Genomic DNA, 26,567 nt, shown 5'->3' on the forward strand with positions numbered 1-26,567 from the left:
ACTGGTACAGAGTTCGACCAACTTGCCAGCACCGGGGCTGCCCGATCCCTCGATCGCCGGCGATCCGAATCAGCCCTGCGTTGCCTGCGGTTTCACCTCTACCCCGCACTGATGCTGGTGCCTGTGCTCGACGCACGCCTCCGTGCGATGACTACGGGAATTGCAGTCCCGAAAGACCGCTTCGGTGGCGTCCGGATAGCCACTTCGACACGTACATCGACTGACGTTGGACCCTTCGGACCCTACTCACTCAAACAGCTCCGCGGCTCTCCAGGCTGACAATGCGACGGTATGCGCGGGGGCTGTGTGTATAGACGCGGCGGAAAGCGCGTGCAAACGTGTCGACATCGAGGAAGCCGCTGGCCTCGGCGGCGCCGCGGACGCTGGCACCGTGTGCGAGAAGGTCTCGTGCGTGCGCGAGCCGGGTCCACCTGATCAGCTCTGCGGGCGATTCTTGCTCACGCGCCAGGATGAGCTGCAGGGTGCGCAACGAAATGTGATTATCGCGCGCCAGAACGAGCGGCGTCAGCTCGGGGTCGCGAAACCTGCGTTCGACCTGCGCGCGGAGTTCCGCCGCTGCCGGCAGGATCGACGTGCCGCCGGGCGTAGCCGCAGCGAGCAAGGGGCGGAAGGACAACAAACGATATCCGGGCGTACGCAGGTCGGAGGTTGTCCATTCCACCGGCACTGCACGCCCCGTGCGGGTGAGGAACAGCTCATGCTGCGGGCGCGCAGCTCGGTCCCGTTCGGAACGTACGATCGGGCATTCCGAAGCCGGGTAAGCGGAGCCATCGGGGTGACGATGATGGAGCGCCTCGTGGCTGGGCCGACCAATCAGCGTGCCTGCGTCGGCGTGGCCGAGGACTGTGGCCGCCGCGTCGTTGACGACGACGACATCGCCGTCTGGGCCGATCACCCACATGGGGTCGGGGGCAGCTTCGATGACGGCACTCAGAACGGCGTTGCTCGGTGTGCGCGGTGTCATCGCCTCTCCTTCCTGAGGGACGAAGCTATCGCCGGGCGGTTACTGCGGTTGGACGCCGATGTTACGCGGGCATTGCGCGTTCTATCCGATGCGCATAATGGCGGATTGCATGCGTGGATTTCCTTCTTCAAGCGTTTGCCATCGTGTTCTGGTGGGAGACAGGGGCGACTCGCGTCCCGTTAAGGAAGGAGAGCGGCTATGACATATAACCCCGCTATGCAGAAGGCGACACTCGCGGAGCTCGCTCCCGACGCGCATGGGCTCATCTCCAAGCGGAGCGCACAGCTCGACGGTGTCGCGGTGACGCAGGTCACCTTCGATGTCGGAGCCAAGTGGTCGGTCGACCTCAAGGAGTACGCCGGAACGGATGACTGCCTGCTGCCTCACGTGGCACTCGTCGTCGCTGGCACGCTCGGGGTCGAGATGCGGGACGGCTCATACGAGGAGTTCAGCGCGGGCGATGTGATGCTCCTCCCGCCTGGCCACGACGCGTGGGCGGTCGGGGAGACGGCGTGCACCTTCGTCGAGTTCTCCCGCGGAAACGACTACTACGAGGGGGCTCCGGCGTGATCTCCAAGCAGGAAGCCGGCGCACTCATTGATCAGCGCCGCCGCGAGCGGGGGCTGAGCTGGCGCGAGCTGGCCGAGATGATCGAACGTCCGGCTGTGTGGCTGGTCGCGGCCGTGCTGGGCATGCACCCTGTGCCCCGCGCGGAGGCCCTGCTACTGCAGGACGAGTTTGGCCTGGACGAGCCGCTCGTCGACGCACTTGTCCGTCAGCCCATGCGCATCCCTCGCGAAGATGTCTCCAGTGACCCGACGATTTACCGTTTCCACGAGCTCATCCAGGTCTACGGCCCCGCTTTGAAAGCGCTCATCCATGATGAGTTCGGTGATGGCATCATGAGCGCAATCAACTGCAGCATCGATTTGCAGCGCAAGGCGCATGCGGACGGCGATCGTGTCGTCATCACGATCGACGGCAAGTATCTGCCGTATGCCTGGGTGCAGTCGTCATCCGGACCTGACGACGCATGACGCCTTGACCATCGGCACCGGAATGACCGAAGGCTCCTCGTGGAAAGCCTCCCGGAGATGCTGTCTTCGAGAACGGCTTCCTGTCCTCGCGGACCGATGGCTTTGCGTGTGCGGACCTCGGCGTGTTCGACCGTCGATTGTGGCGTCCGGATCGCGAGGCGCCGGTCGCTCTGCAGCGTGACGGCGCGGGGTCGTGCCTGTGGTGGTGGCGGACCCACGGCGGCGGGCTCGCGTGGGAGGTCACCAGTAGCCTCCCATCGGGACCCGCCATCCGGGCGGCTTGGCGCAGTAGCAGTTGGGCCCGCGGTTCAGCCGGCCGTACAACGCAAGGCGCCCGCGCTGATGCTCAGGCGCCAGCGACAACTCGACCAACGTCTGCACCGGGCCGCCGGCACACAGCAAGGCATCACTCAGCTCGAACAAGGCGTCGCGCCTCTGGGTCAGGCAGGCATAGAACTCCATCCGGAAGCACAACAGTTCGTCAAACGCATCCTGCGGAACGTCCCGCTGCAGCAGACTCATGGCTCCGCCCTTCGTACTGGCCAAGTGCCTCTGTGACGGAGCCCAGGAGCAGGCGAAGGTCGCTCTCACGTCAGGCACTCAGCCGAAAGCGCCAGTAAGTTCGAGGCCATGTTCGACCGCGGACGATAAACGCCAAGTTTAAGGTCGCGGTTATCTGTTCGAGCCGGACGCCGGGCGCGCCACTGGCGAAGGATGCGGCGGGAACGGGCGAGGAGCCAGGCGGTGCGGGCCGACGCGATGGCCGACCGGGCGGGAAGCGCGCCGTCGCCGGTCCTTCGTCAGGACCGGCGACGGCACACGTTCCCGATGTCAGACACTCTGCGGCTTGTCGGGGACGAGGTCTGCGGCGAAGGAGACGATGTCGCGGACCGTCGCACGGTAGAACGGCGCGAGAATCTGCCGGAACTCCAGCTCGGAACCGTGGAGGAGGCCGAGGTTGACCCGGCCCGAGACTGGTACGTCGGCCGCCGCCAGCAGGCGCTGGTAGGCGATGCCCTCGTCGCGCAGCGGGTCGAGCTCGTTCACCGTGACCACGTGCGGCGGCAGACCAGTCACGTCCTCCTCGGTGGCGTGGTAGGGCCAGGCCAACGGGTCCTCGGCGTGTCGGCGATCAGGGTCGTACACCTTCACGTACATGTCCATTTCCGCCGTGGCCATGAGGTATCCGTCGTTCTCCACCAGGGAGGGCAGCTCGCGCAGCTTGCGTTCCTCGTCCCACGTGTAGACACCGCTGATGTACGGCATCGTGGCGTAGACACCGTCCAGCGTGTGGAGCAGGTTGTCGCGTTTCGCCTTCAGCGCCGTGGCGAGCGCGAGATTGCCGCCGCCGGACTCGCCCTGGACGACGATCGAGCCGATCCCCAGCGTCGCGCGGTGCTCGTGTGCCCACGCCAGGGCGGCCGCGCAGTCGGACAGCCCGGCGGGGAATGGGTTCATACCCGAGGGAGTCCACGCGTTGCGGAAGTCCACCTGGACGACGACGGCGCCCTGCGCGGCGAGATCGGTGCACCACTGGTCGTACACCCGGTTGCGGGTCCGCATGAAGGTCATCGCCCCGCCGTGGAAGTACAGGACGCAGGGCAGCGGCCCGTCGGCGTCGTCGGGACGGTAGACCTCGAGCGCGACCTCATGTCCGTCCGGTGCCTTCACCGAGTGGCTCGTGCTGGTGACACGCAGGGCGTCGTCACCCGGCAGGTCGAGCATCATGCTCGCGTACCAGCCCTCGCTCACCTCCTCGGCCGCCGCCATGGCGGCTTCGACCGCGTCCGGGTCGGTGGGGATGTCCGCCTCCTGGAAGGGGATCGGTTCCCCCATCTCCAGCTCCATGAGGGCGGCGCGGAGCGCGGCGTTGGTGCGGGGATCCTTCCCGGGCCCCATGGTGGGGTCGCCCAGGCGTCCCGGCAGCGGGGCGTTCGCCCGAGGGTCGGCAGATGTGCTCATGGCTCTCTCCACACGTCGTGGGCCGGAAATGGCCCTTCTGGTCGGAAGTTCGAACTCGGATCCCGCTGGTCACATGGCGAGTCCGCCGTCCACCGGGAGCACCGTCCCCGTGATGTATCCAGCCTCTTCCGAGGCGAGGAACGCGACGGCGGCGCACATCTCCCGAGGGGCGGCGAACCGCTTCAGCGGAATCTCGGCCGCGACTTTCTCGCGCTTGTCTTCGGGGACGGAGCTGATCATGCGCGTCTCGGCGTTTGGGGAGATGGCGTTGACAGTGACCCCGAAGGCGGCGAGTTCCTTCGCCGACGTCTTCGTGAACCCGATGATGCCCGCCTTGGCCGCGGCATAGTTGGCCTGACCGATGTTGCCGTGCAGGCCCGTGAACGAGGTGACGTTGACGACACGCCCGTATCCCAGGGCGCGGAAGTGGGGTACGGCGGCTCTCGTCATGCGGAACGTGCCGCCCAGATGCACCGCGAGGACGGTGGACCAGTCCTCGTCGGAGAGCTCCCACAGCACCTTGTCGCGCAGGATGCCGGCGTTGTTGACGAGAACATCGATCCGCCCCGTCTCCCGCACGATCCGCTCCACGGCGGATTCTGCGTCCTGGGTGGAGCTGACATCCGCGACGATCGCCGTCGTTCCCAGCTCGGCGGCGGCCCGTTCCACCTCGTCGGCGTCCGGGTCGAGCAGGTACACCGCGGCGCCGCTGCGAGCGAAGTGCCGTGCGACCTCCTTGCCGATACCGCGGGCCGCGCCCGTCACGACAGCTGTCTGGCCGGTGAAGTCGAAGTGCAGGTTGCCCATGGAGGATCGTCCTTTTCTGGAGTGCTGTACGCGCGCCGTCACAGGTCGGCCACCGGTACCTCACGGCACAGAGACTCTCGGCGGGCCACGACGTCGAGCCAGGCACCCGTCTTCGGCAGCTCGTAGGCGAAGAAGTAACGCATCGCGGCGGTCTTGCCGGGCGCCTCGCGGTGGACACTGCCGGCGGCGGCGACGGCCACGTCCAACAGGATCCAAGCGAGCACCACGTGTCCGAACCCTTGGAGATAGGGGCGGCGTTCGCGAGTGCGTCCGCCGGATCGGACGTGGCCCAGGCCTCGTCGGTGACGGCGAGGACCCGCCGCCACGCGCCGACGAGGTCGTCCGTATGGCGGCCGAACCCCGCGCGGCGGCCCGCCTCCGCCGTCGAGAGCACCCCCTCACCGAGCGCCGCGAGGTACGCGCCGTCGTCCGCGACCCGCTCCGCGGCCCGCGCACATCAGCTCGATCGCCTTCTCCGCGATGCCGATGGACCGCATGCAATGGTGGATCCGGCCCGGTCCCAGGCGTGCCTCGGCGATGGCGAAGCCCTCGCCCTCACCCGCGACGAGGTTCGTGGCCGGCACGCGGACGTCCTGGAAGTCAGTTCGGCGTGGCCGCCGTGCTCCCGGTCGTCGTAGCCGAACACGCTCAGGCCGCGCTTCACCACGACACCGGGCCGGTCGCGCTCGATGAGGATCATCGACTGCTGGCGGTGGCGGTCGGCCGAGGGGTCTGTCTTGCCCATGACGATGAAGATTCGCGCGTTGGGGTTCATCGCTCCCGTGATCCACCACTTGCGCCCGTTGATCACGTAGTCGTCGCCGTCCCGCTCGATGCGGGTCGAGATGTTCGTGGCGTCGGAGGAGGCGGTGTCCGGCTCGGCCATGGCGAAGGAGCTGTGGATCTCGCCGTTGAGCAGGGGCCTGAGCCACCGCTGCCTTTGCTCCTCGGTGCCGAAGAGCGAGAGCACCTCCATGTTCCCGGTGTCCGGGGCGGCGCAGTTCAGCGCCGCCGGCGCCAGGTGCGTGGAGCGTCCGGTGATTTCGGCGAGCGGTGCGTACTGCAGGTTCGTCAGGCCGGCGCCGTGTTCGCCGGGGAGGAAGAGGTTCCACAGTCCCCGGCCGCGTGCCTCGGCCCGCAGCTCGGCCAGGACGGGCACGGAGTCCCAGGCCCATGTGTTCTCCAGGCGCGCGATCTGGGAGTGGAAGGTCTCCTCCGCCGGGTGGACGTGTCGCTCCATGAAGTCGAGGAGGTTCTCCCGGAGCTCCTCGGTGCGGGCGTCGTGGGCGAAGTCCATCAGCTGTACTCCTGGAGCGAGGTGAGAACGGCTGCCAGCAGCGGTTCGGTCACGGCCCCGACCCCGTCGAAGCCCGGCCCGACGGTCTGGCCGCGCAGCAGGCGGGCATGGATACCCTCGAGGATCCCGGCGAGCTTGAAGCCAGCCAGGCCGAGGTAGAAGCCGAAGTCGTTGAGGTCGCGGCCGCTCCTGGCGGCGTAACGCTCCAGGATTTCGGGCTCAGGCAGGAACCCGGGCGCCGAGGAGGCGTCGGCGACAGCCTCGCCGCCGGGCATCGAACCGACCCTCTGGTACACGACGGTCAGGGCCAGATCCGTGAGCGGATCACCGATGGTGGACATCTCCCAGTCGATAAGGGCCGCAGGGCGGTCCTCATCGTCGACGAGGAGGTTGTCCAGCCGGTAGCCACCGTGGACGACACCCACCGGGCCGGCCACGGGAACCCGTTTGCTCAGCTTTGCGAACAGCCGATCGACGTCGGGGAGTTCACGGGTCCGGGAAGCATCCAGCTGGGCTTTCCAGCGCCGCACCTGGCGAGCCAGGAACCCGTTCGGACGGCCCTCTCCGAGTCCGATGGCGAGGTGGTCGACCCGGTACAGCTCGACCAGCGTGTCGACCAGCTCGGTCGCAATGGCCCGGGTGCGCTCCGGCCCCAGCGATGCCAGCTCCGGCGCCCTTCGGTAGGGCGTGCCCATGACCCGTTCCATCAGGTAGAAAGGAGCGCCGAGGATGTCCGGGTCAGTGCACTGGGAGATGGTCCGCGGCACCGGGACGGGTGTGGGGGCGAGCGCGGACATGATCCGGTATTCACGTGCCATGTCGTGGGCGGTGGTCAGGACGTGGCCGAGCGGCGGACGGCGCAGGATCCAGGACTGGTCGTCGGCCCACACGGTATAGGTGAGGTTCGATCTGCCGCCGGTGACGAGTTCCGCCGTCAGTTCGACGAAGTGGATGCCGGGTATGTTTCTGCGGAGCCAGTAGGCCAGCCGGTCCAGGTCGAGTCCCGGCAGGGCACCGGGTACGGGCACCAGGCGGCTCAGCGACTCTGCAACGCACACGGGCTTGCTGCCGTTCGCCCGCTCGACGGTCGTCACGGTGGTGAGCCGGTATCCGTACCCAGCCGGTTCGAGCGACGCCAGATGTACCCTGCCTTGCAGGCGGGAGCCCACCGGCACCGGCGCCGGGAACCGCACCTTGTCCTGGCTCCGCACGGCGAACCGGTCCTGTTCCTCACGGCTCATCCCCAGATGCTGCGCCACGTTCTCCGCCGTCTTGCCCATCGAGATGTAGACGTCGGGTAGTCCGCCGTCCGCCCGCGGGTCCCGCCAGGGCTCGGCCGAGCCCTGGCCGCGCCGGTCGGTCCGTGCGAGGGCCTCACCGAAGGGAGGGTTGTCCGTTCCGGGGAGGCCGTCGGCCCTTCCCCGGGGGTACCGGCTCACCGTCTCCACTCCGGCTGAGACGAATGTGTCACCTTCGCCTGCCTTGATCGCATGGAAGGCCATCCGGGTGGTCTGCAGGCTCGACGAGCAGTAGCGGTTCACCGTCACCCCCGGCAGTCCGTCGAGTCCGGCCTGTACGGCGACGACACGGGCCAGGCTGTGGCCAGACTCTCCGGCCGGCTGTCCGCAGCCCAGCATCAGGTCCACGACGTCCTTGAGGTCGAGCTCCGGGACCTTCGTGAGGGCGGCCCGCACCATCTGCAGGGCGAGATCGTCCGGCCGCATCTGCCCGAGCGAGCCCTTGACGGCGCGGCCGATGGGCGAGCGGGCCGCGGATACGATCACGGCTTCGGGCATCGACATTCTCCTAAAGGGACGCTGAATCACCGGGGAGCGACGACCGAGTGGCCGAACCCCTTGTCGCGCCGCCGCTGGGTCGTGTTTCTCCGCGCCCCAGCTGACGCCCGGCGTCGGGTGTTGCTGCCGCATGCCCGGCGAGAGCCACAGAGGTAAGCGACTTGGTGACGCGGCTGGGGGACCCGTCTGGGTCGCGCAGTGTCGATCGACGCGATCCGACGAGCTCCACGCGGTGGGGCTGGTTCGACATCCACATACCTGGATGTTCTTCGCGCGACCGCGGATCGGCGTGATCTCGACCGCGAAGAGAGCCCACCTGGGGGATGACGTGCTCTCCGTGGGCGGACGCGGAGCCCCGGTTCAGCCGACGAGCCCGAGTTCCTGGGCCCGGCTGGCCGCCTGGGCCCGGTTACGGACCCCGAGCTTGCGGTAGACGGTGCTGGTGTGCTGCTTCACCGTGTGACGTGACAGACTCAGCAGCTCCGCCATCTCCGGGTTGCTCAACCCAGAGACCAGGTGCTTGAGCACGTCCAGTTCCCGTTTCGACAATCTCGCGTTCTCGGGCGGATCGGGGTTCCTGGGGAACACCTTCCCCCCCTCGGCCACACGTCGGACGATGGACACGATGCCCGCTGCGGGCATGTCCGTGGGCAGGAATCCCACCGCGCCGTTCGACGTCGCGAGGGACGTGGAGACCCGGCCCTCGCCGGACATCAGCATGACCTTGATGTGCGGCATGCGCTGTTTGAACTGCCGACACAGCTCCAGACCCGAGCAGCCCTGCACGGACATGCTCAGCAACAGCAGTTGGGGATGATGTCGACGTGCCAGTTCCCAGGCCATGTCCGCTGAGCTCGCGCCGAGGCAAGCGCCGACCCAGGACTCGCCCGCCAGCACGGCTCGCAGACCGGCCTGAACCAGCTCCCGCTCGTCGACGACCAGAACCCGCTGTGGTCGGCAAGCCGTCTCGTCGCGGCTCCCGCCCTGGGCCAGGCCCATAGGTCGGACCGTGTTGAGAGGGCGGGTAGCGGGTTGAGTCAGGGCATTCACCGTGACCACCTCCGGTCTTAAATGAATGTTCAGTCAGGAGGTTAGTTCGCGGTCCGGAGGACGACAAGGCCCATGGCCTGCCGATCGCTCTTTGGGCAACGAGGGTGGTGGCCCGGGTGAGTGAGGCGAACGCGCCCAGCGCGATGATCGGGCCGAGCCGATAACGGCGGCCCTGCCAGTGGCGCGGATGGTGGAGGCACGTCGAGAACGTCAGCAAGCATGGGCAGGCGCGGCAGGGGACGTCGAGGTAGGAGCCGCCTCGCGGTCGAGGTGGGGGCATTGGCAACGAGAGATGAAGGTATCCGGAAGCGGTTCTTGGCGTGGGGAGCTTGTTCGAGGTGCTCGATGAGCGGCCCCGTCCGCCTCCGCGACCGTGTCGGCGCGGCCGGGCTCGACGGTGGTGCGTGGATCGGTGAAGACGCGAGGGTGGGCAGGGTCTTCTCGTGTGATCGGGAAACCGACGTTCCGGTGATCGCTGGAAGCCGCGCCGCCCTGCTCTCGGTGTATCCGCTGATGTCCCGATAATCCAGGTGTTCAAGGTGAAGGGTGCCTGGAGTGTGGTTCGAACGAGCTGTCAGGCCACCCTCACCGCGTGACGCCACCCTGGCGGCAAACAGGCCCGGTTCTGTTCGTTGTGGTCGCCCAACTGGTGGTGAACGCTTCTCCGCCCAGGACCGATCCGATGGATGCGGCGTTGGGTGTGCCGGGTGTCAGCGATGCCTGAAATTTTCAGCCGTCGCCGACGCCGGGGCTGGCAGGGACCGGAAGGTGACACAGGCGGGCGCATCGTGTGCGGCTCGACGCCTTCGAAGCTGTCCAAATGGTGCAGGGCGAGCAGGCGCAGCGACATGCCGAACGGAGGCGAGGTTCACGGCAATCCGATCCGCCATCCCAAGCAGGCATTTACAAGAGTAGCGTTCCGCTGCCGTCATGCACGGGACGGGCGCGTTTCGCCGGGTGTTCTTCCGAAACGGTCACGGAAGACTCGGGTGAAGTGGGCCTGGCTGGCGAAACCCCAGTGGTGGGCGACTTCGGCGATCGTCAGATGGCGAGTGCCGGGGCCGGCGAGTTCTTCGTGTGCCTTGGCAAGCCGCTGTTCGAGGATGTAGCGGGAGGGGCTCACTCCGGTCGGCTGGAAGATGCGGCTGAGGTGTCGGGCCGACACTCCGACCGCCTCGGCCACGCGGCCCGCGCTCAGTCCGGGATCGGCCAGGTGCCGTTCCATGTAGTCCCTGGCCACGGCCAGCTGGGAGATTGCTGCACGGGGTGCGGAGGCGCTCCCCAGTCTCGGCGCGGCCAGTGTACGGACGAGGTCCAGTACGGTGTCCTCGGTACCCCCCGCGTCATCGCTCCCGTGCCCTGTGGCCCAATCACTCAGCACCGCCCCCAGGGCCGAGACCAGCGCTCCCTCGGCTGCTGACACACGGCCGAACAGCATGGGCGTCGACACCTCCCCGGTTGCGCATCTTGTTTCGAACACCTCCCTAGGGATGTCCACCAGCAGTTGGCGCATGGGGGATGGAAAGCCGAACAGGTACGATCGGCGCGTGTCGTAGAGGATCAGGTCGCCTGTCCGCGGGGTGAGGCAGCCGCCCTCGTGGAAGAACACTGCGTGGCCGGCACCCTCAGTCAACAGCGAGACGAAGACGGAGTCCTTTGGCAGCGCCCTACAGGTCTGCGGAGTCCGCTCTATGACATGCTCGTTTCCGGCGATATCGGCCAATCCCAAGCCACCCAGCTCGACGTTTGTCTGCGTGGCCAACAGCCCCTGCGGGGAATGAGAGGAGCAGGACAGGCCGACCAGCGCCTGTCGGTTGTACTCCTCCCAGAAGCCGATCCGGTCCACCGGATCGACCGAGTGTGTGGACACGTGGGAGACGACAGGTCGGCTCAACTGGGTCCCCTCTCCAGCCGGTACGTCCGTGCCCAGGGCGTTTCCGTGACTCCGCCGAGCTGGGTGGTTCGCTGCCAAGCTGTCCGGTGCCTGCGACTCTCGCCAGGCGATGAGGCAGGATACCCCGATGCCGCAGGCCACGTTGGCGGCCCGGAGACGCGCGCCATGGAACCGCCGCCGCGTGGTCCGGGCGAGCGGTCGATGAGTCGGCGGCCTATCGAGGATACGGATCGCGGTGTCGTAGTTGCCGACCTTGGATTGGTCGTACCAGAACATGGGCAGGCCGCCGTCGCGGCCGATCCAGTTCCAGCGCAGCTTGACGATTTCGTTCACGCGGCAACCGGTCAGCAAGACGCTGTCCCAGGCATCCCGCGTCCCCCGGTCATCGGGGTCGTACTTCTCTGTGAGCTGGGCGAGGTTGGCCTCGCCAGCTGGTACTCCAGCAGCGTTTTGCGATGTGGCCTGGTCAGAGACATCGCCGGGAGTCTAGGTGACTGCTGACGTGACAGGGGTGGTTGCGCCGGACCGCCCCTCCAACTAATGATATCGAGAACTGTCTGTGCGGTGATGAGGGCAGCATCCCCGCGTGATCGACGACCTTGCCGACCTGCGACGCCGCATGTGTGACTACGTATGCGCCCTGCTTGGTCCGGTCGGCAGCGCCACCTGGAATGCCGACGACGTCCGGGGCGACCTGTAGACGCACGTTGCCGACAAGCTCGGCGAGGCCGACGGAGTCCTCATCCTTGACGACACCGGCTTCATTAAGAGAGGCACTACATCTGCGGGCGTGCAGCGCCAGTACTCCGGCACCGCTAGGAGCGTGTCCCAGTAACGGCAGTCGCCTGCTAGTTGTCAGGGTGACCCTGACGCTCCTAGGGTGTCAGGATCGTCCTGACACCCTAGGAGCGTGCTGTGACTGTGACATCGCCTGACACCGTGACCGAACTCGCTCGGTGTTCCTTCTGCGGCAAGCCGGACACCGAGGTCGACAAGCTGGTCGCCGGTGCTGGAGTGCACATCTGCAACGAGTGCGTGGCCCTGGCCGCCTCGATCATCGAAGACAGCCTCGGCAGCCCGGCAAAACCGCGCGTGCCCGTCTGGGAGTCGCTGACGGACGAGGAGATGCTGAGCCACATTCCGCGCGTCGCCGCGCACATCGACCAGGCCGAGGCTGACCTGCGCGCGTGGGTGCAGGAACTGCGCCGACGCGGTGTCACCTGGGTCAGGATCGGCGAAGCTCTCGGGATCACCCGCCAGTCCGCATGGGAACGGTTCTCCGGCGAGGAGTAACCCGCCCCGGCGCAACCCGCCCGCATCTCGCGGTCTCCTCTGCGGGATGATCCCGGTATGCATGGCGGGGATGGGCTGTTCGAGGTCGAGCCGGTCGGGAAGAAGCGGCCGCAGCATCGTCCGGCGGCGGTGGACAAGACGTTCCGGGCGTTCGACCCGCACCAGGTCCTGCTGCTGCCGCCGTCGCTGGACGACTGGCTGCCCGAGGATCATCTGGCCCGGTTCGTCGCCGACCTGGTCGACGAGGTACTCGACCTCTCACCGATCCTCGCGCACTACACCGAAAAGCGCGGCTTCCCGCCCTACGACCCGCGGCTGATGCTGCGACTGCTGATCTACGGCTACACCACCGGCATCCGCTCCTCCCGGGCGATCGAGCGCCGGTGCGTGGACGATGTCGCATTCCGCTTCCTGGCCGCCGGCCAGGCCCCGGACTTCCGGTCGATCGCCCGGTTCCGCCGCCGCCACCTGGACGCCCTCGCAGACCTGTTCCTCCAGTCGCTGCACCTCGCCCAGAAGCTCGGCATGGTCAAGATGGGCCGCGTCGCACTGGACGGCACGAAACTGGAGGCCAGCGCCTCCAAGCACAAAGCGATGAGTTACGGCCGCCTGGTCGACAAGGAGGAGCGGATCGAGGCCGAGATCGCCGAACTGGAGGCCAAGGCCGCCGCCCTGTTGGCCGACGCCGAGCACGTCGACACCGCCGAGGACCAGGCCTTCGGCGTCGACGGCAAGGAGAGTGACCTGCCCGCTGAGCTGGACCGACGCGAAAAGCGGCTCGCCAGGCTGCAGGCCGCCCGTGCTCAGATCGAGGTCGAGGCCGCCGAGAAGGCCCGCCGCCATGCCGAGGACAAGGAACGCCGCCGCCAGGACCGCACCGGCGTCAGCGACGATCAGGCCGTCACCGACGCGGGCGAGCAGGCCGCCGCGAAGGCGAGGCCCAAGCCGAAGGTCCAGGCCAACTTCACCGACCCCGACTCTCGGATCATGAAGAACAGCGACGGCGCCTACATCCAGGCATACAACGCCCGAGCCGTCGTCGATGAGAAACACCAGGTCATCACCGCCGCCGACGTCACGACCAACCCCTCGGACGCGCTGAACTACACCAGCATGCTCAACCAGTCCGCCGCCAACACCGGTCACCACCCCAAGCAGGCACTCGTCGACGCCGGATACTGCTCCGAGACCAACCTCGAAGCCGCCCAAGAGCGCCAACTGGCCTGCGGCACCAACACGTTCATGGCCACCGGCCGCCTATCCCACGACGAACAGGTCCCGCCCGCACCCCGCGGACGCATCCCCCAAGGACGCCAACTTAAAGGAACGCATGGCCCGCAAGCTGCGCACCAAGCCCGGCCGGGCCGCCTACAGCCGCCGAAAGGCCATCGTCGAACCCGTCTTCGGCCAGATCATGACCTGCCACAACGGCCGCCAGCTACTCCTGCGCGGCGAGGACGGTGCCCGAGGCGAGTGGCGCCTGCTGGCCGCCTGCCACAACTTCCGCAAGATCTTCCGACACGCCGGATCGACTGGTCTCACCGCGGCGATCGCCTGACCGACCCGGCCGTCAGCCCTCGTCCGGTCGATTCCCGAACCGGAAAGACCGGCCACCGCCGCCGCAGGACAACCCGCCGGGCGGCCGCGGGCGATTCCAGCGATCACGACCACCCGGTCCGTTGCCCGTTACTGAGACACGCTCCTAGCCGCACCGAGAAGTGCCAGATCGGCGTCTTCGTCGCCTACGCCATCACCCGCGTACGCGCCTTTGTTAGGACCGGTTAGAGAGCATCTGATCAACATTCACATCGAAATGGCGGTATTGTCCGTTTCGATTCGCCAGGTTGGCGTGGATTCTCCCGTCAGTTCGCGGGACATTTTGTTAGCCATGGCCCAGTGGATCACCGTCCGGGATCTCTCCGGCAGGGCTTCGTAGTCGCGCGCCAGGCGGCGGTGCTGCATCAGCCAGCCGAAGGTTCGCTCGATCACCCACCTCTTCGGCAGCGGTTCGAACCCCTTCGTCCGTGGCCGCTGCACCACCTCCACATCGATGCCCAGTCGGGCGCCGTGGTTGAAGATGCTGGTCTGGTATCCGCCGTCGGCCCAGACCTTGGTCACGCCGGGATGGGCTGCGGCCAGGTCGTCGAGTAGGAGCTTGCCTCCGGTGGTGTCGTGCACGTTCGCGGCGGTGATCAGGACGGCCAGGACGAGACCGAGCGTGTCGGTGATCAGGTGCCGTTTGCGTCCTTTGATCTTCTTGCCGGCGTCAATGCCCTGGCTGGTCTCGGCCACGTTTGCCGAGGTCTTCACGCTCTGCGCGTCGATCACGGCCGCAGTCGGCTCCGTGCTGCGGCCGTGGGCGCGGCGGGCTTTGTCACGTAACAGGTCGTGGACCTGCTGGGTTGTGCCGTCCGATTCCCACTTCGCGTAGTAGTCGTAGACGGTCTTGTACGGCGGGAAGTCGTGCGGCAGATACTCCCACGGGATGCCGGTGCGATTGACGTAGAGGATCGCGTTGACGATCTCCCGTAGCTCGTGCACCCGGGCCGCTGTGCCGGGGCCGGTCCGTCTGGCTCGCCAAGCCGTGAAGACCGGTTCGATCAAGGCCCAGCGGGCATCGGACACGTCACTGCGGTACGGACGTCGAGCACTCACGCGTCGTTCAACGACCACCCACGCCAGCAGTCACAAAATCACCCCTAACCATCAACTACCTAGATCAGATGCTCTCTTAGCGGTGCATGTGTTCCACGCGCAAGGCGGCCGGGCCGTGACCTTCGCACGGGGTGTCGACCGCCATGGACGTTCATGAGACCCCGCCGGGTTGCCGGCGGAGAGGGACATGCGGGGGTCCCAAACAGGCAATGCGCGATGTCTGCCAGAGGAAAGACCCCACGTCGACTGTCCGGTTCACTGTCGGCCACCCCAACGAAATGGAGCCGCGCCATGCCCGAGGAGGCCAGGTCCGAATTCTGGAAGGACCTCAAGCCGATCCAGAACTCTTTCAAGCCGGACGCGCTGCCGGAGGTCTATCTGTCACAGGTGGCCACCGACGACGACCGCTACTACGTGCCGTTCACCGAGACCGTCGGCTCGCGCCCGCTGTGGATCAACGTCAAGGACAACTCGTGGGCCGACATTCTGCGGGCCAAGGAGGCGGGGCTGGTCAACCGGCACTACCACCCGCACGAGGTGTTCGCGTACACGATCTCCGGCAAGTGGGGCTACCTGGAGCGGCCGTGGACCGCGCGCGCCGGTGACTTCGTCTACGAGGCACCGGGCGAGGGACACACGCTGGTGGCGTACGAGAGCGACGAACCGATGAAGGCGTTCTTCATCGTCAAAGGGCCGCTGATCTGGCTGGACGAGAACGGTGAGCCCGACGGCTACTTCGACGTCCACGACTACATCGAGCTGTGCCGCACACACTACGAAAGGGTCGGTCTTGGCGCGGAGTATGTGAACTCGCTCTTCCGGTGATCAGGTTCTTGGGCCCGGCCGAGCCCGCGCCGAACCCACAGCTCTGGATCAGGCAGGTGCCCAGCAGCCCTGGGGCTGCGCGCACAGACACGAGCGCCATCCGTGACCCGACCCGATCTCCCGGGCGCGAAGTGGCAGCGGCCCGACCACACCAGCAGTGTCCTGCCTGGCCCCGTCCCGATCCTCCTATTACTCCGACTGGAAGAAGGACTTCCATGACCGCCAACGAGACCCTGTCCACCTCAGCGTCCGACTCCCAGTCGGACACGCCGAACACCTCCCCGCGCTCCGCCGACCAGACCCTTGCCGTCAGCGCGGACGGTACCCCCCGTCCCGTCGCCCACGCCATGCTCGCCGCCTTCGCGGCCAGTCAGTTCGCTCTGATCAGCGGTTTCTGGTACGGGATGATCGGGCTCAGCAAGATCGACTGGTCGAGGTTCAGTGGTCATCTGATCGCCCCCGAGGCCAGTGACGTGACCAGATACCTCCTCGGCTACCTGGCCACCTCGATCAACGGCTTCGTCTTCGGCCTCGCGTACGCGTTCCTGATCCGTCCCCTGCTTCCCCTTCCTTCCACGCGGCTCGGTAACTTCATCACCGGCCAGCTGGTCGGCGTGGGAATGTCAGTGGTGGGACTGCTGTGGTGGACCCCCGGGAACTTCCCTGACTTCCACCCGGGCTTCTTCAGCCACGGTCTCGGCATGGATATCATCATCGGCACCTTTGTATGGCACGGTGCCTTCTTCCTCCAGCTGACGTCGTTCCTGGACGCGCTCGGAAACCGCCCCTGGTCCGTGCCTCGCGTCGGTCCCGCAGCGAGGTTCGGCAAGTAAGCGGATAAGTGGTCCCAGCGCCGGTCGTCCCGACGGCCAAGCCCGAGCGCACGCCGACCGACAGGTGTGCGCTCGGATCGCTGTCGGACGGATGACCCGGTGGTGTCCTGTTGTGGATTCTGCGAACAGGGAGCCCGTATCTGATCCAGTGCGGCGGCAAGGGAACGGATGCGAACGTCCCACGTTGCGGAGTACGAGACCCAGCGGGTGGAGGCCGAACGCGCCCATGAAGCGGCCACGGCCCCCTTCCTTCCTGAAACCGAGGGGAAGAGTGCCCACAGGTGCTGCTGCACCTTGGCGATCTTCATCGAGGTCTTGCCGTCGCTGGGCCGACAGACGGCACAGCGTCGTGTCCAAGGCCAAAGGGCCGAACAGGTCTGGTGGCTGTAGCTGCCAGCCCTCAGCAGGGCCCCGCGTGCGGGGCGCGATCGTGACAGTGAGTTGTACGGGCACCCCGGATCAGTCCGCCAGCACCGCCTTCGTACGCCGACCAGCTCCATGCAGCGACGGCCACGGACAGTTCACTGTCCCCGCCATGTGCGGTCGCTCTCCAGGAAGTTGGCCCGACTTCCGCACCGGATGCGACCGAGATACGCGCCTTCTCGGTCCGTTGGCACCCTCCGCTGCAGGGGCATCAGCTCATCGCCTCCACTCAATGGCTGGGGGCAATCGCCGCGGTCGGCACCGTGCTCCTCCCGCAGGCAGGCAGGCCGAAAGGTATGCTGGTAATCCCGTCCTCGACGCGTAGGTAGGGGCCCTGCGGCAGTCCTGGGACGCCTGTCGCGGGGGAGACCTCATGTCCCGGCGAGGTGGTGGCCGTGCGCCCCAGGGGACTGCGAGAGGAACAGGTGGAAGCGACCCGTGAGGCGATCCTGGCCGCAGCGGAACGTCTCTACGCCGAGCATGGTGTTCACACGGTCTCCAACCGGCAGATCAGCATTGCCGCAGGACAGGGCAACACCGGTGCTGTCGGATACCACTTCGGCACGAAGGCCGACCTGATCCAGGCGATCGCGCAGAGGCACACGGACGCTATCGAGCACCTCCGTGCGCGTATGGTTGCCGAGGTTGAAGAGTTCGACGGCTTGCGTCAGTTGATTGCTTGTCTGGTACGCCCGGTTACCGAACATCTCGCCGCCCTGGGCAGCCCTTCCTGGTACGCCCGGTTCAACGCCCAGGTGGCGGCAGATCCGGCTCTGTACGACCTCATGGTGGAGACGGCCAACTCATCTCCGACGCTACTGCAGCTGCGGCTGCTCCTCGACGAGTGGCTGCCCGATCTGCCGTCCGAAGTGAAGACCGTGCGGGCCCTGATGGCACGTCACCTGATCGTGCAGATGTGTGTCGAGACCGAGCGAAGCATTGCGGCGGGGGCTCCCGCCTCTCGGCTGAACTGGCAGGACACTGCCACGGACCTGATCGACGCGGTCGTCGCTCTGTGGGAGGCGCCGCTCACATCGGCTCGTGGGGGCGAGTAGCTCCAAAAAGCCACTGAACCGTTCGGGTGAGGAAGCTATGGGGCGGGGCTGCCCTTCACGTCCACGCTGAGGCGATCGTCAGCCGCCCGGGGGGAGGGGGGCTCGCCCCACTGCACCTGGCCGAGCCGATGGCAGCGAAGGGACACCGCCATCGAGTGGCACGGCAGGTGTGCGAACTGCTCTCCAGCGAACCGTTCGTCCCCTTCACCGACAAGCTGCCGCTGGAACGCTTCTGTATAAGTCGTCCGTCCCACGTTGCTTCATCTACGCCACCGAGGACATTCGCCTGGCGCCCGGCGAGTGGGCGTGGCATCTTCGGACGTCCGTGTGGCTGGGCATCTACCGGCTCGTCGAGTTGCCCGGAAGTCACGAGGCGATGTTCACGCGGCCGAGGTTGCTGGCCGGGAAGATCGTCGAGGCCGGGCGCCACCTTCGGAAGCGGTGGAGCCTCCGGCCGGGGCGTATGTCACCCGGCCGGAGGTCAGCGTTCGGCACGATCCACGGCCAAGGACCGCAACGACTCCACCACACCGGTAAGGTGCCGGCGCATGGCGGCCTCGGCCGCTGCTGGGTCCGAGGCGGCGACAGCTGCGACGACGTCCAGGAGTTCACGCAGCGACGTGGCGGCCCGGTCTCCTGTCAGCGACACGACATCCGGCTGGCGAACAGTCCGCGCACTAAGCTCCTGGATGAGCTGTCGTGCTGGCTCATGACCCGCGATGTCGTGAATTCGTTCGAACAGGTGGGCGCTGAGTTCGTCGTAGCGCGTCAGGTGCCCGCTGTCGAACGCCTCGCACAAGTCCGCTGCCAGCCCGCGCAGAGCGTCGGTCTGCGCACGATCGGCCCGCTGCGCCGCGCGAGCGGCCACCAGGCCTTCGAGCGTCATCCGGGCCTCCAGAACGTCCGCGGCCTCGGCCAGGGAGACCGCTTGGACGCATGCGCCACGGTTGCGTCGGATCTCGATGAGTCGCTCCGCCGCCAGCTGCCGGAGTGCGAGACGCACGACCGATCGGCTGGCGGCGAACCGCTCGCACATGTCCACCTCGACGAGGCGCTGCCCGGGCACGAGAGTGCCGCGCAGGATCTCCGCCCGAATCGCGGTCGCGATCCGGGTTTCCGAGGCCGTTTTCTCTGTCCTCATGGTCCGCGCGGACTATGCCTGGTCCACGTATTGGACGCCGAGGTCCTTGAGCAGGGTGCGCAGCCTGTAATAGTCGACGCCGAGTTCACCCGAACGCAGGACGTCGCGTGTGGCGGCCTCCTTCGCGGTCCGTTCTGCTGCCCGCACTGCTGTCTGCTCCGCCTCCTCACGGGGTACCACCACGACACCGTCGTCGTCGGCGACGACGACGTCACCCGGGGACACCAGCACTCCGCCCAGAGGAACCGGCACGTTGACCGAGCCCGGGGAAGCCTTCACCGTGCCCTGGGCGGAGATGGCGCGCGACCAGACATGGAATCCCATCTCCCGCAGCTCGGCCGCGTCGCGAACCCCTGCGCCGGTGACCAGTCCGATCACCCCGCGCGCGGCGAGGGATGTGGCCAGCAGCTCACCGAACATGCCGTCGGTGGACGGCGAGGTGGTGGTCACCACGAGGATGTCCCCGGGCTGGCACGTCTCCACCGCCGCATGGATCATCAGGTTGTCCCCCGGGTGCGAGCTGACTGTCACCGCGGTGCCCGCGATCCGGACATCCGCCTGGTTCGGCCGCAGCTCCGTCCCGGCGTAGCCGCGACGGCCCATGGCCTCGTGGATCGTCGACACACCGGCTTCGGCAAGTCGGGCGACGATCTTCGGATCGGTTCTGGTGATGTTGCTGACGACGACGTGTCGGCCGGCCATGGCTCCTCCAGGTGATGGGTTTCGGAACAGGTGATCAGGCGGCTCGCAGGAGCCGACGATTGCTGGCGTCCGATATGCCGACGGGCAATGGTGGGACGCGGACATGCTGGATAGGGCGGCGTCCTGGCTCAGCGACTCGAACAGGACCAGGCGGACGGCGTTGTCCTGCCCACCCACGTGGTGGGTCTCGCGCACCCTGCGGACGCATGGTCCTGGGCCGCCGTGCACGATCAGCCACGTGAACAGTTCGTTGCCCCAGCCCACCATCCGTCCCGAGCATGGCGACGGTGGCGCCTTCGGGTAACTGCGGATCGCGTCGCCGAGGAGCCGCCCCGAAGGCCAGGCGCTGGGTGGCCGTCAGCGACGGGCGTCCTCGGAAGTCGACGAACAGTGGGACCGCCTGGAGATTCCGCTGTGGCCGAACCGTGCTGGTAAGCATGGACACGATTACGACCCCACGATCCGGAGCAGCACATCGACTAGCGTCCGTGGAACTGTGAGCATGGCGTCGTGCCGGGCCTCGACGCGGTGTACCGGCCATCCGCGTGCGGCGGCACGCCGGGCCTGAGAGGCGCACACCCCCATGCCATCGGTGCATTCGACGAAGACGCCGGGTACCAGGTCCGCCTGACCAGCGAGGCTCAGCGGTTCCGTGTACGAACGCCAGGGTTGCGCGGTGAGCCGGGGGAGAGCCCTGTCGACGCCGTTCCGGGCATCACCGTCCAGCGCCTTCGCCGACGGGACGGGAACGAGCCACCCAAAGCCGGCCAGGGAGACCCGCTCCCGGTGCTCCGCGGCGACAGCCGCCGGCAACAGACTGATCGCCGAGTCTCCGTCACCGCCGACGAATGCGTCCACATGCACTCGTCTGGCCAGCCGCTCTGCCAGCCGGTCCGCAGCTCCCGTAACGACCTGACCTCCGTAGCCGTGTCCGACCAGCACAACCTCTCGCAAGTCGTGAGCCACGATCAGCGCGACGATGTCCTCGACGTGCGTCGTCAGGCTGACCTGGGGGTCGAGCAGATGAGCCCTGTCACTGAGTCCCGTTAGGGTCGGTGCGTAGGTGTGGTGTCCGACGGCACGGAGGTGTGCTTCGGTATTCCGCCATACCCACCCCCCATGCCAGGCACCATGGACCAGGACGAAGGTGTTCACGAGCGGTGCCCAGTCGCTCGCGGCCCCCGCCCAATCCGAGGCACGGCAGGCAGTTCGTCGCGCTCATCGGTACCGGGGGTGGTCCGTAGGGCGGACTCCCGCAGGTGGAGGGCTCCTGGTTGCCACGCAGCGCAGTAGTCTTGGACGGTGGTGAGCAGCTCGCCGGTACCACAGCAGTACACGAGCGTGGAGGGAGCGGGGTCGCCGAGGAACCCGGCGAGGCCTAGAGGCCCGTACCGGTCCTCCGGCCAGATGACCACGCGTTCCCGGTAATGGAGCAGCTCGGACAGGAAAGCCATCGCCGGTCGGCTCCGTCCCCCGTAGAGGAGGGACCAGTCGGCGCCGGACGCGTCGGCGCGGGCGACCATCGGCAGCAGGGGGGCGATGCCGATGCCATGGGCGACGAACAGGTAGTGCGGCGCCGGGTATAGCGGGAAGTCGTTGAATGGGCCACGGACCCGCAGTTCGAATCCCACCCAGGCGTGCTCGTCAAGCCAGTCCGCTGTGCGGCCCCGACCGGATGTCCGGGGCACGGCGATCCGCCAGCCGTCGGTCTGTAGTGGGGAGCCGCACAGTGCGTACCGCAGGACCTGTGCCGACGGCAGGACAACCTCGATGTGCGCGCCAGGCTCCCAGACCGGCAACGACATGTCGGAGACCGGCCCCAGGTCCAGTATCACTATGCCTGCGGCGGCCGAGGACCGTGACAGGACAGTGACCGGGATGCCGTCGTCAGGCGTTGTGCTGTCGGGGGCTGGGGTGCCTGCTGCGGGCTGCGGATCCGTCGGAGGCCAGGACATCACATCGATCATCTCCTTGGCGCGTGCGACAATCCATGTGACTCTCAGTAGTCGTTCCCGACGGAGAGCCGGTACAAAGGCAGTCATTACGCCACCGCGCGTTGACCTGTGCCGAAACGGCTCGGGTGATCCCGCCATCGGATCACCTCACCGGGAGCAACCCGAATGTTCACGAACCACTGCACGTCACTGTGTTGTGCAGTCACGCCAGGACGTTCACGGTCTGGGGGTAAAGGCGGACGTATGCCTCGGCCATCGTCGTGTGCGCGAGACCGAGGTTGGGACCGGCGTTGCGCTTGAGCTGGACACCGCGACGCTTCGCCAAGTCGGTGTAGTAGTCCCACATGTGCTGCTGCGCGGCGAGGCACTCCATGGCCTTGCGCTTGCGTTCGAAGACCGGGGTGATGTCGAGCAGCACGTCGGGCTTGAAGTCGCACTGCTCAGGCTGGTGGGGTTCGAAGGAGAACACGGGCGGCGCGCCGAGCGGCTCGCCCGGGGCGTCGTAGCCGATCGCCTGGGCCAGGATGCGGGCCTGCAGCGCCATCCGGGCAGCGGCGGGGTGATCGCCGTTGTACGGGTCGACGAGCGTGTGGGTGAGGACGACCGCCGGGTCGACCTCCCGGTACACGCGCACGATGCGGTCCACGAGTTCCGGGGTCTCGGTCAGCGGGTAGTCTCCGGCGTCCAGGAAGTCGATCTCCGCTCCGAGCGCCTCCGCGGCGCTGGTGGCCTCAGCGCGGCGAAGGGCCTTGATCTGGTCGAGTCCGAGACCGTCCCGCCAGGCTCGGGCGGACTCGCCGCGCTCGCCGAAGCTGAGACACAACACCTTGGCCTGCTGCCCCCGCTCTGCTGCCAGCGCCAGGGCGCCGCCGGCCCGCCAGACGAAGTCTCCGGCGTGCGCGCTGATCACCAGCAGCGGGCCGTCGGCCGGGGCGGAGGCAGAGGTGCTCATCACGGGCTCCTGGGAATTGTAGGAAGAGGCCGGGGCAGGTACTCCAGCCATCCGGCGGCGACAGAACCTCCTGCAGGCCCGAACCGAACATGGGGGAGTCCTCGGCCCGGGCCCGCAGGGGCGACACCCACGCTAGGGGGGCGGCCGCCTGCGGCGGAACGCGAGCAATGACGCGTCCAGCCAGGAGCTTCGGCCAGCAGAGAACAGGTCAAATGACTTAGATCGAGGCCTCTGGTCGCGGGCTACGATGTTGTTGTCGCATTACCCGCCTGCCCATCCGCCATGGCTGGTTTCCGGCGCGGAAATCTTGATCAAGCATGCCCCGCGGTCGGACCGACCGGTCGGCGCGGCCACTCGACGGTGGCGGCATCGGTTGAGGAGATTGATCATGTCAGCTCTCCCCTTGGTCAGCTGGGGCGACGTCGCCTTCGCCGCGCCGGATGGCCTCGCCCTGATCGACGGTTCGGGCTGCTTCGTGCAGCTCAACCCCGAGGCTGTGGCCCTTTGCGGCGGGAGGCTGGAAGCGGACCTGATCGGGATCCGGTCGCCTTTCGAGCTCACCGAGCGATCAGCGTCGTCACAGGTGGGACTCCTGGAAGACCGATCCGACGAGCAGGTGGTGTGCTGGGGATCCGCCTCGGGGTCGACGCGTGAGTTCGCGTACCGCGCCCGTCGGGTGTCTGCTGACCCGACGCTGACGGTCGTGTCGTTCCGTGACGTGACCGATGTGTGGCAGCGGCACCGTCGGCTTGCCGCAATCGCTCGCACCTCGATCGGACTGGCCTCCGAGGGGGCACTCGGCGCGACGCTGGACGCGGTGGCCCAGCAGATCGTCCAGACGGACGGCCTGGCGGGTGTGCAGATCCTGATCCTCGATAGCGCGGGCAAGGAACTGCGGCTGCTGGGATCCGCCGGACTGCGGCACTGGGACCGTTTCCTCGACCGTCTACTCGAGTGTCGCGACAGGGGGGCGAGGCTATGCATGCTTGACGCTGTACGGGAAGGCAAACCGATAGCCGTTCCCCACCGGTGGGCGCAGATCCGCTCGGATCCCGTCTGGGAGCCCCTACACGCCTACCTCGGCGAACTCGCCTGGGACTCCTTCGTCAGCGTGCCCCTCATGGTCCGGGGTCGAGCCGAAGGGGTTCTGAACGCCTACTACACGCCGGGCCAGGAGATTGGCGGCCGTACTCTCGAGTTCCTGGCCGCCATGGCTGAGCAGGCCGCGCTGGCTGTCGACTACGCCACGTTGCTGCAGCGAGAGCGTGATGGTGCCCGCCAGGACGAGCGGCAGCGCCTCGCCCGAGATCTGCACGATTCGATCGTCCAGCAAGTGTTTTCTATGGGCATGCAGGCCAACGCGATCGGGGTTCTGGGCGGTCGAGGAGGGCAGATACCCGCCGCAGCCGTACAGCAGTTCGCGGACGAGGTGGGGGCACTGTCCCAGACGGTCCTGGCCGACTTGCGCGCCATGGTCCACGAGCTGAGACCGTCCCCCTTCACCCGGCTTGGCCTGGAGGAAGCGATACGGGCGCTCCTGCGCAGTACGGAGAACCGCACCGGCCTGGACTGCAGGTCGGCGTTCTCGAAGAGGCTGGACATGCTGGGCCCGGAACTCGCCGAAGACGTCTACCGGATCACGGCCGAGGCCATCCATAACGTTGTCAAGCACGCCGACGCCACCACCCTCACCGTTCGGATGACCGTGCGGGACCACACCCTCGCAGCCACCATCTCCGACGATGGAACAGGCACTGCGGGCGATACGCCCGACACCGGCACCGGCGCGGATGGCCATCAGAAGGGCCCGGAAGGGGCCCGTGACCACGGATACGGACTCACTACCATGCGGGAAAGGGCGGAACGATGGGGCGGCACCCTGAAGATCAGGTCGCGCTCGGGACGAGGTACGACAGTGCGGGCGGTCCTACCGCTGCCCGTCCAACTGCCGGAGTCGGTCCCGACGCAGCCGGCCGACGAAGCCACCGACCCGTTGACGGTGCCACGGTGAACGGGGCCGAAGCGGTACCGATCCGGGTGCTCATCGTCGACGATCACGCTGTGGTCCGTCGTGGCATCCGGGCCTACCTGGACGTTTTGGACGACATGGAGGTCGCCGAGGAGGCCGCGAACGGACAGGAGGCACTCGCGTGCCTGGAGCGGATGGCGGTGAACGAGCAGCTTCCGGATGTCGTGCTGATCGACCTCCTCATGCCCAGGATGGACGGCCCGACCGCCATCGGGGCGATCAAGCAGCGATATCCCGAGCTCAGGATCGTGGTGCTCACCAGTTTCGGGGAGATGGAGCGCGTACACTCCGCGCTTGCCCAAGGAGCGGCTGGCTACCTTCTCAAGGACGCGGAGCCCGGCGAGGTGGTCTCCGCGATACGTGCGGCCGCCAGAGGTGAGGTGTTCCTCGACCCCGCGGTGACCCGAGGGCTCACCCAGCACATCGTCTCGCCTCCTACAGGGATCGGAGCGCTGACGGGGCGGGAACGGGACGTCCTTGTCCTCGTGGGCAGGGGGCGATCGAACCAGGAGATCGCCGACGCGCTGGTGATCAGTGAACGCACTGCACGTTCACACGTCAGTAACGTGCTGCGCAAACTCCGGATGACGTCCCGCACGCAGGCCGCGTTGTTCGCCGTGCACCAGGGATTGGTTCCGCCGCCGACCAGCTGAGACCCCCTGGGCACGTATAGAGGCGGCGAGGTGTCCTTCCGAGACAAATGTCGCGGTCCTGCTCGGCGGAGTGGACCGGAAGGAACGGGTCCGGCGACGCGCGACCCGGAACGCGCAGCGACCTACGCTCACAGGAACGCCTCAGGTGGGGGAGGGACCTCCCCCACGAGAGGCCGACGGGAAGCCACGGGACGCGCTTTCCGATTTCGGATGCAAGGAGGCATCGTAATGTCCGAGTTGGAGACGGATGGGCTGAAGGCGCCCTCCACGGCGTACAAGATCGTCGAGACCCCGCAGCTGTACCGGGACGTGATCGAGCGGTACGGAGTGGACGGCAGTCACGTGGGGATGTCGGAAGAGGAGAGCCCGTGGGTTCCCTTCGGGGAGGGCGCGGCCATCCGGCACCTGGCGTTCGACGTGCGCAGCAACACGTTCAGCAACATCCTGTGGATCAAGGGTCCCGGGGTGGTCGGGACGCACAACCACCGGGGAACCGTGGTGATGGTGTGTCTCGAGGGCAGCTGCCGGTACCTGGAGTACGACTGGGTGGCGGGGCCGGGGAGCTTCATCTACGAGACGCCGGGACTGTCGCACACGTTGGTCAGCGACCATCCGGATGGTGTGAAGCTGTTCGGGTGGCTGCAGGGGCCGATCGACTTCTTCGACGACCAGGGCGAGTTCCTGGAGACGCTGGACGTGTGGTGGTACATCAACCACTATGAGACGTACTGCCGGGAGAACGGCATTCCCATCAACAAGAAGCTGTATCTGTAACCAGATGGGGCGGGGTCTCGCCAGGGGCGGGGCGGGTACCGCGGGCCGGCACTGGAGCGGGCTTGTCACCGATGCCGCGTCGTCGGCCCGACACCTTGTGGGTCGGGCCGCTGTGCCCTCGCGTGGCGGGTCGTGTGACATCCCTGGAGTCGGAACGCCGGAGAAACACGCACGGCACCCTTCTGAGAACCGGACTACGAAACTTTGTGGTCCGGCCGTTACCTTGGAAGGGAACCGACTCTGGGCTGGGGATAGAGCAGGAACGACGCGAGCTTGACCGCCGCTTCGTAGGAAGTGGCGGTCTTCTCGTATCTGGTGGCGATGCCGCGGAAGCCCTTGAGCTGGTTGAAGCAGCGCTCAAGGAGCAAGCCGTAATGCCTGCATAGATGACTCCGAGGACGGGAATGTGCCGGTCATCGGGGTAAATGGCCTGCTCAGGGCCGCTGAGA

General features: G+C 67.1%; 22 protein-coding genes and 4 pseudogenes. 11 read left to right on the plus strand and 15 right to left on the minus strand.

Going from position 1 to position 26,567, the window contains the following annotated elements:
* Nucleotides 1-250: 250 nt before the first annotated feature.
* Nucleotides 251-985, minus strand: coding sequence for a helix-turn-helix domain-containing protein (locus ABZ490_RS36370; protein ID WP_359000206.1), 735 nt, complete (start codon nucleotides 983-985; stop codon nucleotides 251-253).
* A gap of 198 nt (nucleotides 986-1,183) precedes the next feature.
* Between ABZ490_RS36370 and ABZ490_RS36375 the strand changes: the two genes are divergently transcribed.
* Both ABZ490_RS36375 and cynS read left to right on the plus strand, forming a co-directional pair.
* Nucleotides 1,184-1,555: a cupin gene (locus ABZ490_RS36375; RefSeq protein WP_359000209.1), complete on the plus strand. Its 372-nt coding sequence runs from the start codon at nucleotides 1,184-1,186 to the stop codon at nucleotides 1,553-1,555.
* A complete protein-coding gene (gene cynS, locus ABZ490_RS36380) occupies nucleotides 1,552-2,022 on the plus strand; it encodes a cyanase (RefSeq protein ID WP_359000211.1) in 471 nt (156 codons plus the stop codon). Before ABZ490_RS36375 ends, cynS begins: the two co-directional genes overlap by 4 nt.
* A 300-nt stretch (nucleotides 2,023-2,322) precedes the next feature.
* Here the strand turns inward: cynS and ABZ490_RS36385 are convergent.
* The 8 genes and pseudogenes from ABZ490_RS36385 to ABZ490_RS36420 all read right to left on the minus strand — a co-directional run.
* Nucleotides 2,323-2,544, minus strand: a pseudogene (locus tag ABZ490_RS36385) (transposase); the annotation flags it as partial.
* A gap of 309 nt (nucleotides 2,545-2,853) precedes the next feature.
* Nucleotides 2,854-3,984: an alpha/beta hydrolase fold domain-containing protein gene (locus ABZ490_RS36390; RefSeq protein WP_359000214.1), complete on the minus strand. Its 1,131-nt coding sequence runs from the start codon at nucleotides 3,982-3,984 to the stop codon at nucleotides 2,854-2,856.
* 69 nt (nucleotides 3,985-4,053) lie between these two features.
* Nucleotides 4,054-4,791: a 3-oxoacyl-ACP reductase family protein gene (locus ABZ490_RS36395; protein ID WP_359000216.1), complete on the minus strand. Its 738-nt coding sequence runs from the start codon at nucleotides 4,789-4,791 to the stop codon at nucleotides 4,054-4,056.
* Between the two features lie 38 nt (nucleotides 4,792-4,829).
* Entirely contained in the window at nucleotides 4,830-5,117 is a 288-nt protein-coding gene (locus ABZ490_RS36400) for an acyl-CoA dehydrogenase C-terminal domain-containing protein (protein ID WP_359000219.1), read from the minus strand.
* Between the two features lie 126 nt (nucleotides 5,118-5,243).
* Nucleotides 5,244-6,088: pseudogene (locus ABZ490_RS36405) on the minus strand (acyl-CoA dehydrogenase family protein); the annotation flags it as partial.
* Entirely contained in the window at nucleotides 6,088-8,016 is a 1,929-nt protein-coding gene (locus ABZ490_RS36410) for a phosphotransferase (protein WP_359000222.1), read from the minus strand. The gene ABZ490_RS36410 and the pseudogene ABZ490_RS36405, both read right to left, overlap by 1 nt.
* Before the next feature lie 228 nt (nucleotides 8,017-8,244).
* Nucleotides 8,245-8,883, minus strand: coding sequence for a response regulator transcription factor (locus ABZ490_RS36415; RefSeq protein ID WP_359000225.1), 639 nt, complete (start codon nucleotides 8,881-8,883; stop codon nucleotides 8,245-8,247).
* 979 nt (nucleotides 8,884-9,862) lie between these two features.
* On the minus strand, nucleotides 9,863-11,161 hold the full coding sequence (locus tag ABZ490_RS36420) for a helix-turn-helix domain-containing protein (RefSeq protein WP_359000228.1): 1,299 nt from the start codon (nucleotides 11,159-11,161) through the stop codon (nucleotides 9,863-9,865).
* 328 nt (nucleotides 11,162-11,489) lie between these two features.
* On the opposite strand from ABZ490_RS36420, the pseudogene ABZ490_RS36425 reads away from it, so the two are divergent.
* From ABZ490_RS36425 to ABZ490_RS36435, 3 genes and pseudogenes are all read left to right on the plus strand, one after another.
* A pseudogene (locus ABZ490_RS36425) lies at nucleotides 11,490-11,645 on the plus strand (transposase); the annotation flags it as partial.
* 122 nt (nucleotides 11,646-11,767) lie between these two features.
* Nucleotides 11,768-12,121, plus strand: a complete 354-nt coding sequence (locus tag ABZ490_RS36430) for a ClpX C4-type zinc finger protein (protein ID WP_359000230.1) — start codon at nucleotides 11,768-11,770, stop codon at nucleotides 12,119-12,121.
* A 75-nt stretch (nucleotides 12,122-12,196) separates the two neighbouring features.
* Nucleotides 12,197-13,679, plus strand: a pseudogene (locus tag ABZ490_RS36435) (IS1182 family transposase).
* Between the two features lie 245 nt (nucleotides 13,680-13,924).
* On the opposite strand, the gene ABZ490_RS36440 reads toward ABZ490_RS36435, so the two are convergent.
* Nucleotides 13,925-14,776, minus strand: coding sequence for an IS5 family transposase (locus ABZ490_RS36440; RefSeq protein ID WP_359000233.1), 852 nt, complete (start codon nucleotides 14,774-14,776; stop codon nucleotides 13,925-13,927).
* Between the two features lie 291 nt (nucleotides 14,777-15,067).
* On the opposite strand from ABZ490_RS36440, the gene ABZ490_RS36445 reads away from it, so the two are divergent.
* From ABZ490_RS36445 to ABZ490_RS36455, 3 genes are all read left to right on the plus strand, one after another.
* Entirely contained in the window at nucleotides 15,068-15,601 is a 534-nt protein-coding gene (locus tag ABZ490_RS36445) for a 2,4'-dihydroxyacetophenone dioxygenase family protein (protein ID WP_359000236.1), read from the plus strand.
* 215 nt (nucleotides 15,602-15,816) lie between these two features.
* A complete protein-coding gene (locus ABZ490_RS36450) occupies nucleotides 15,817-16,434 on the plus strand; it encodes a hypothetical protein (protein ID WP_359000238.1) in 618 nt (205 codons plus the stop codon).
* Nucleotides 16,435-17,282: 848 nt separating this feature from the next.
* On the plus strand, nucleotides 17,283-17,912 hold the full coding sequence (locus tag ABZ490_RS36455; RefSeq protein ID WP_359000241.1) for a TetR family transcriptional regulator: 630 nt from the start codon (nucleotides 17,283-17,285) through the stop codon (nucleotides 17,910-17,912).
* A gap of 481 nt (nucleotides 17,913-18,393) precedes the next feature.
* Here ABZ490_RS36455 and ABZ490_RS36460 read toward each other — a convergent pair whose 3' ends face one another.
* From ABZ490_RS36460 to ABZ490_RS36480, 5 genes are all read right to left on the minus strand, one after another.
* Nucleotides 18,394-19,053 (minus strand): GntR family transcriptional regulator, encoded by a 660-nt coding sequence (locus ABZ490_RS36460; RefSeq protein WP_359000244.1) that lies wholly within the window; start codon nucleotides 19,051-19,053, stop codon nucleotides 18,394-18,396.
* A gap of 12 nt (nucleotides 19,054-19,065) precedes the next feature.
* Entirely contained in the window at nucleotides 19,066-19,755 is a 690-nt protein-coding gene (locus ABZ490_RS36465) for a 4-carboxy-4-hydroxy-2-oxoadipate aldolase/oxaloacetate decarboxylase (RefSeq protein ID WP_359000246.1), read from the minus strand.
* Nucleotides 19,756-20,202: 447 nt separating this feature from the next.
* Nucleotides 20,203-20,910 carry an alpha/beta fold hydrolase gene (locus tag ABZ490_RS36470; protein ID WP_359000249.1) on the minus strand — a complete coding sequence of 236 codons (708 nt, stop codon included), beginning with the start codon at nucleotides 20,908-20,910 and terminating at the stop codon, nucleotides 20,203-20,205.
* The gene (locus ABZ490_RS36475) at nucleotides 20,907-21,560 is read right to left on the minus strand and encodes a ferredoxin reductase (RefSeq protein WP_359000251.1); all 654 of its coding nucleotides are present in this window, start codon (nucleotides 21,558-21,560) and stop codon (nucleotides 20,907-20,909) included. Before ABZ490_RS36475 ends, ABZ490_RS36470 begins: the two co-directional genes overlap by 4 nt.
* Nucleotides 21,561-21,912: 352 nt before the next feature.
* Nucleotides 21,913-22,662 carry a PIG-L deacetylase family protein gene (locus tag ABZ490_RS36480; protein ID WP_359000254.1) on the minus strand — a complete coding sequence of 250 codons (750 nt, stop codon included), beginning with the start codon at nucleotides 22,660-22,662 and terminating at the stop codon, nucleotides 21,913-21,915.
* Between the two features lie 388 nt (nucleotides 22,663-23,050).
* Between ABZ490_RS36480 and ABZ490_RS36485 the strand changes: the two genes are divergently transcribed.
* The 3 genes from ABZ490_RS36485 to ABZ490_RS36495 all read left to right on the plus strand — a co-directional run bounded on the left by ABZ490_RS36485 (nucleotide 23,051) and on the right by ABZ490_RS36495 (nucleotide 26,118).
* The gene (locus ABZ490_RS36485; protein ID WP_359000257.1) at nucleotides 23,051-24,673 is read left to right on the plus strand and encodes a GAF domain-containing sensor histidine kinase; all 1,623 of its coding nucleotides are present in this window, start codon (nucleotides 23,051-23,053) and stop codon (nucleotides 24,671-24,673) included.
* Entirely contained in the window at nucleotides 24,670-25,344 is a 675-nt protein-coding gene (locus ABZ490_RS36490) for a response regulator transcription factor (protein ID WP_359000260.1), read from the plus strand. The genes ABZ490_RS36485 and ABZ490_RS36490 overlap by 4 nt, the downstream gene beginning before the upstream one ends.
* A 228-nt stretch (nucleotides 25,345-25,572) precedes the next feature.
* Nucleotides 25,573-26,118: a 2,4'-dihydroxyacetophenone dioxygenase family protein gene (locus ABZ490_RS36495; RefSeq protein ID WP_359000263.1), complete on the plus strand. Its 546-nt coding sequence runs from the start codon at nucleotides 25,573-25,575 to the stop codon at nucleotides 26,116-26,118.
* The last annotated feature ends 449 nt before the right edge of the window (nucleotides 26,119-26,567 follow it).

The sequence above is a fragment of the Streptomyces sp. NPDC005811 genome, from assembly GCF_040630405.1.
Classification (GTDB): Bacteria; Actinomycetota; Actinomycetes; order Streptomycetales; family Streptomycetaceae; genus Streptomyces.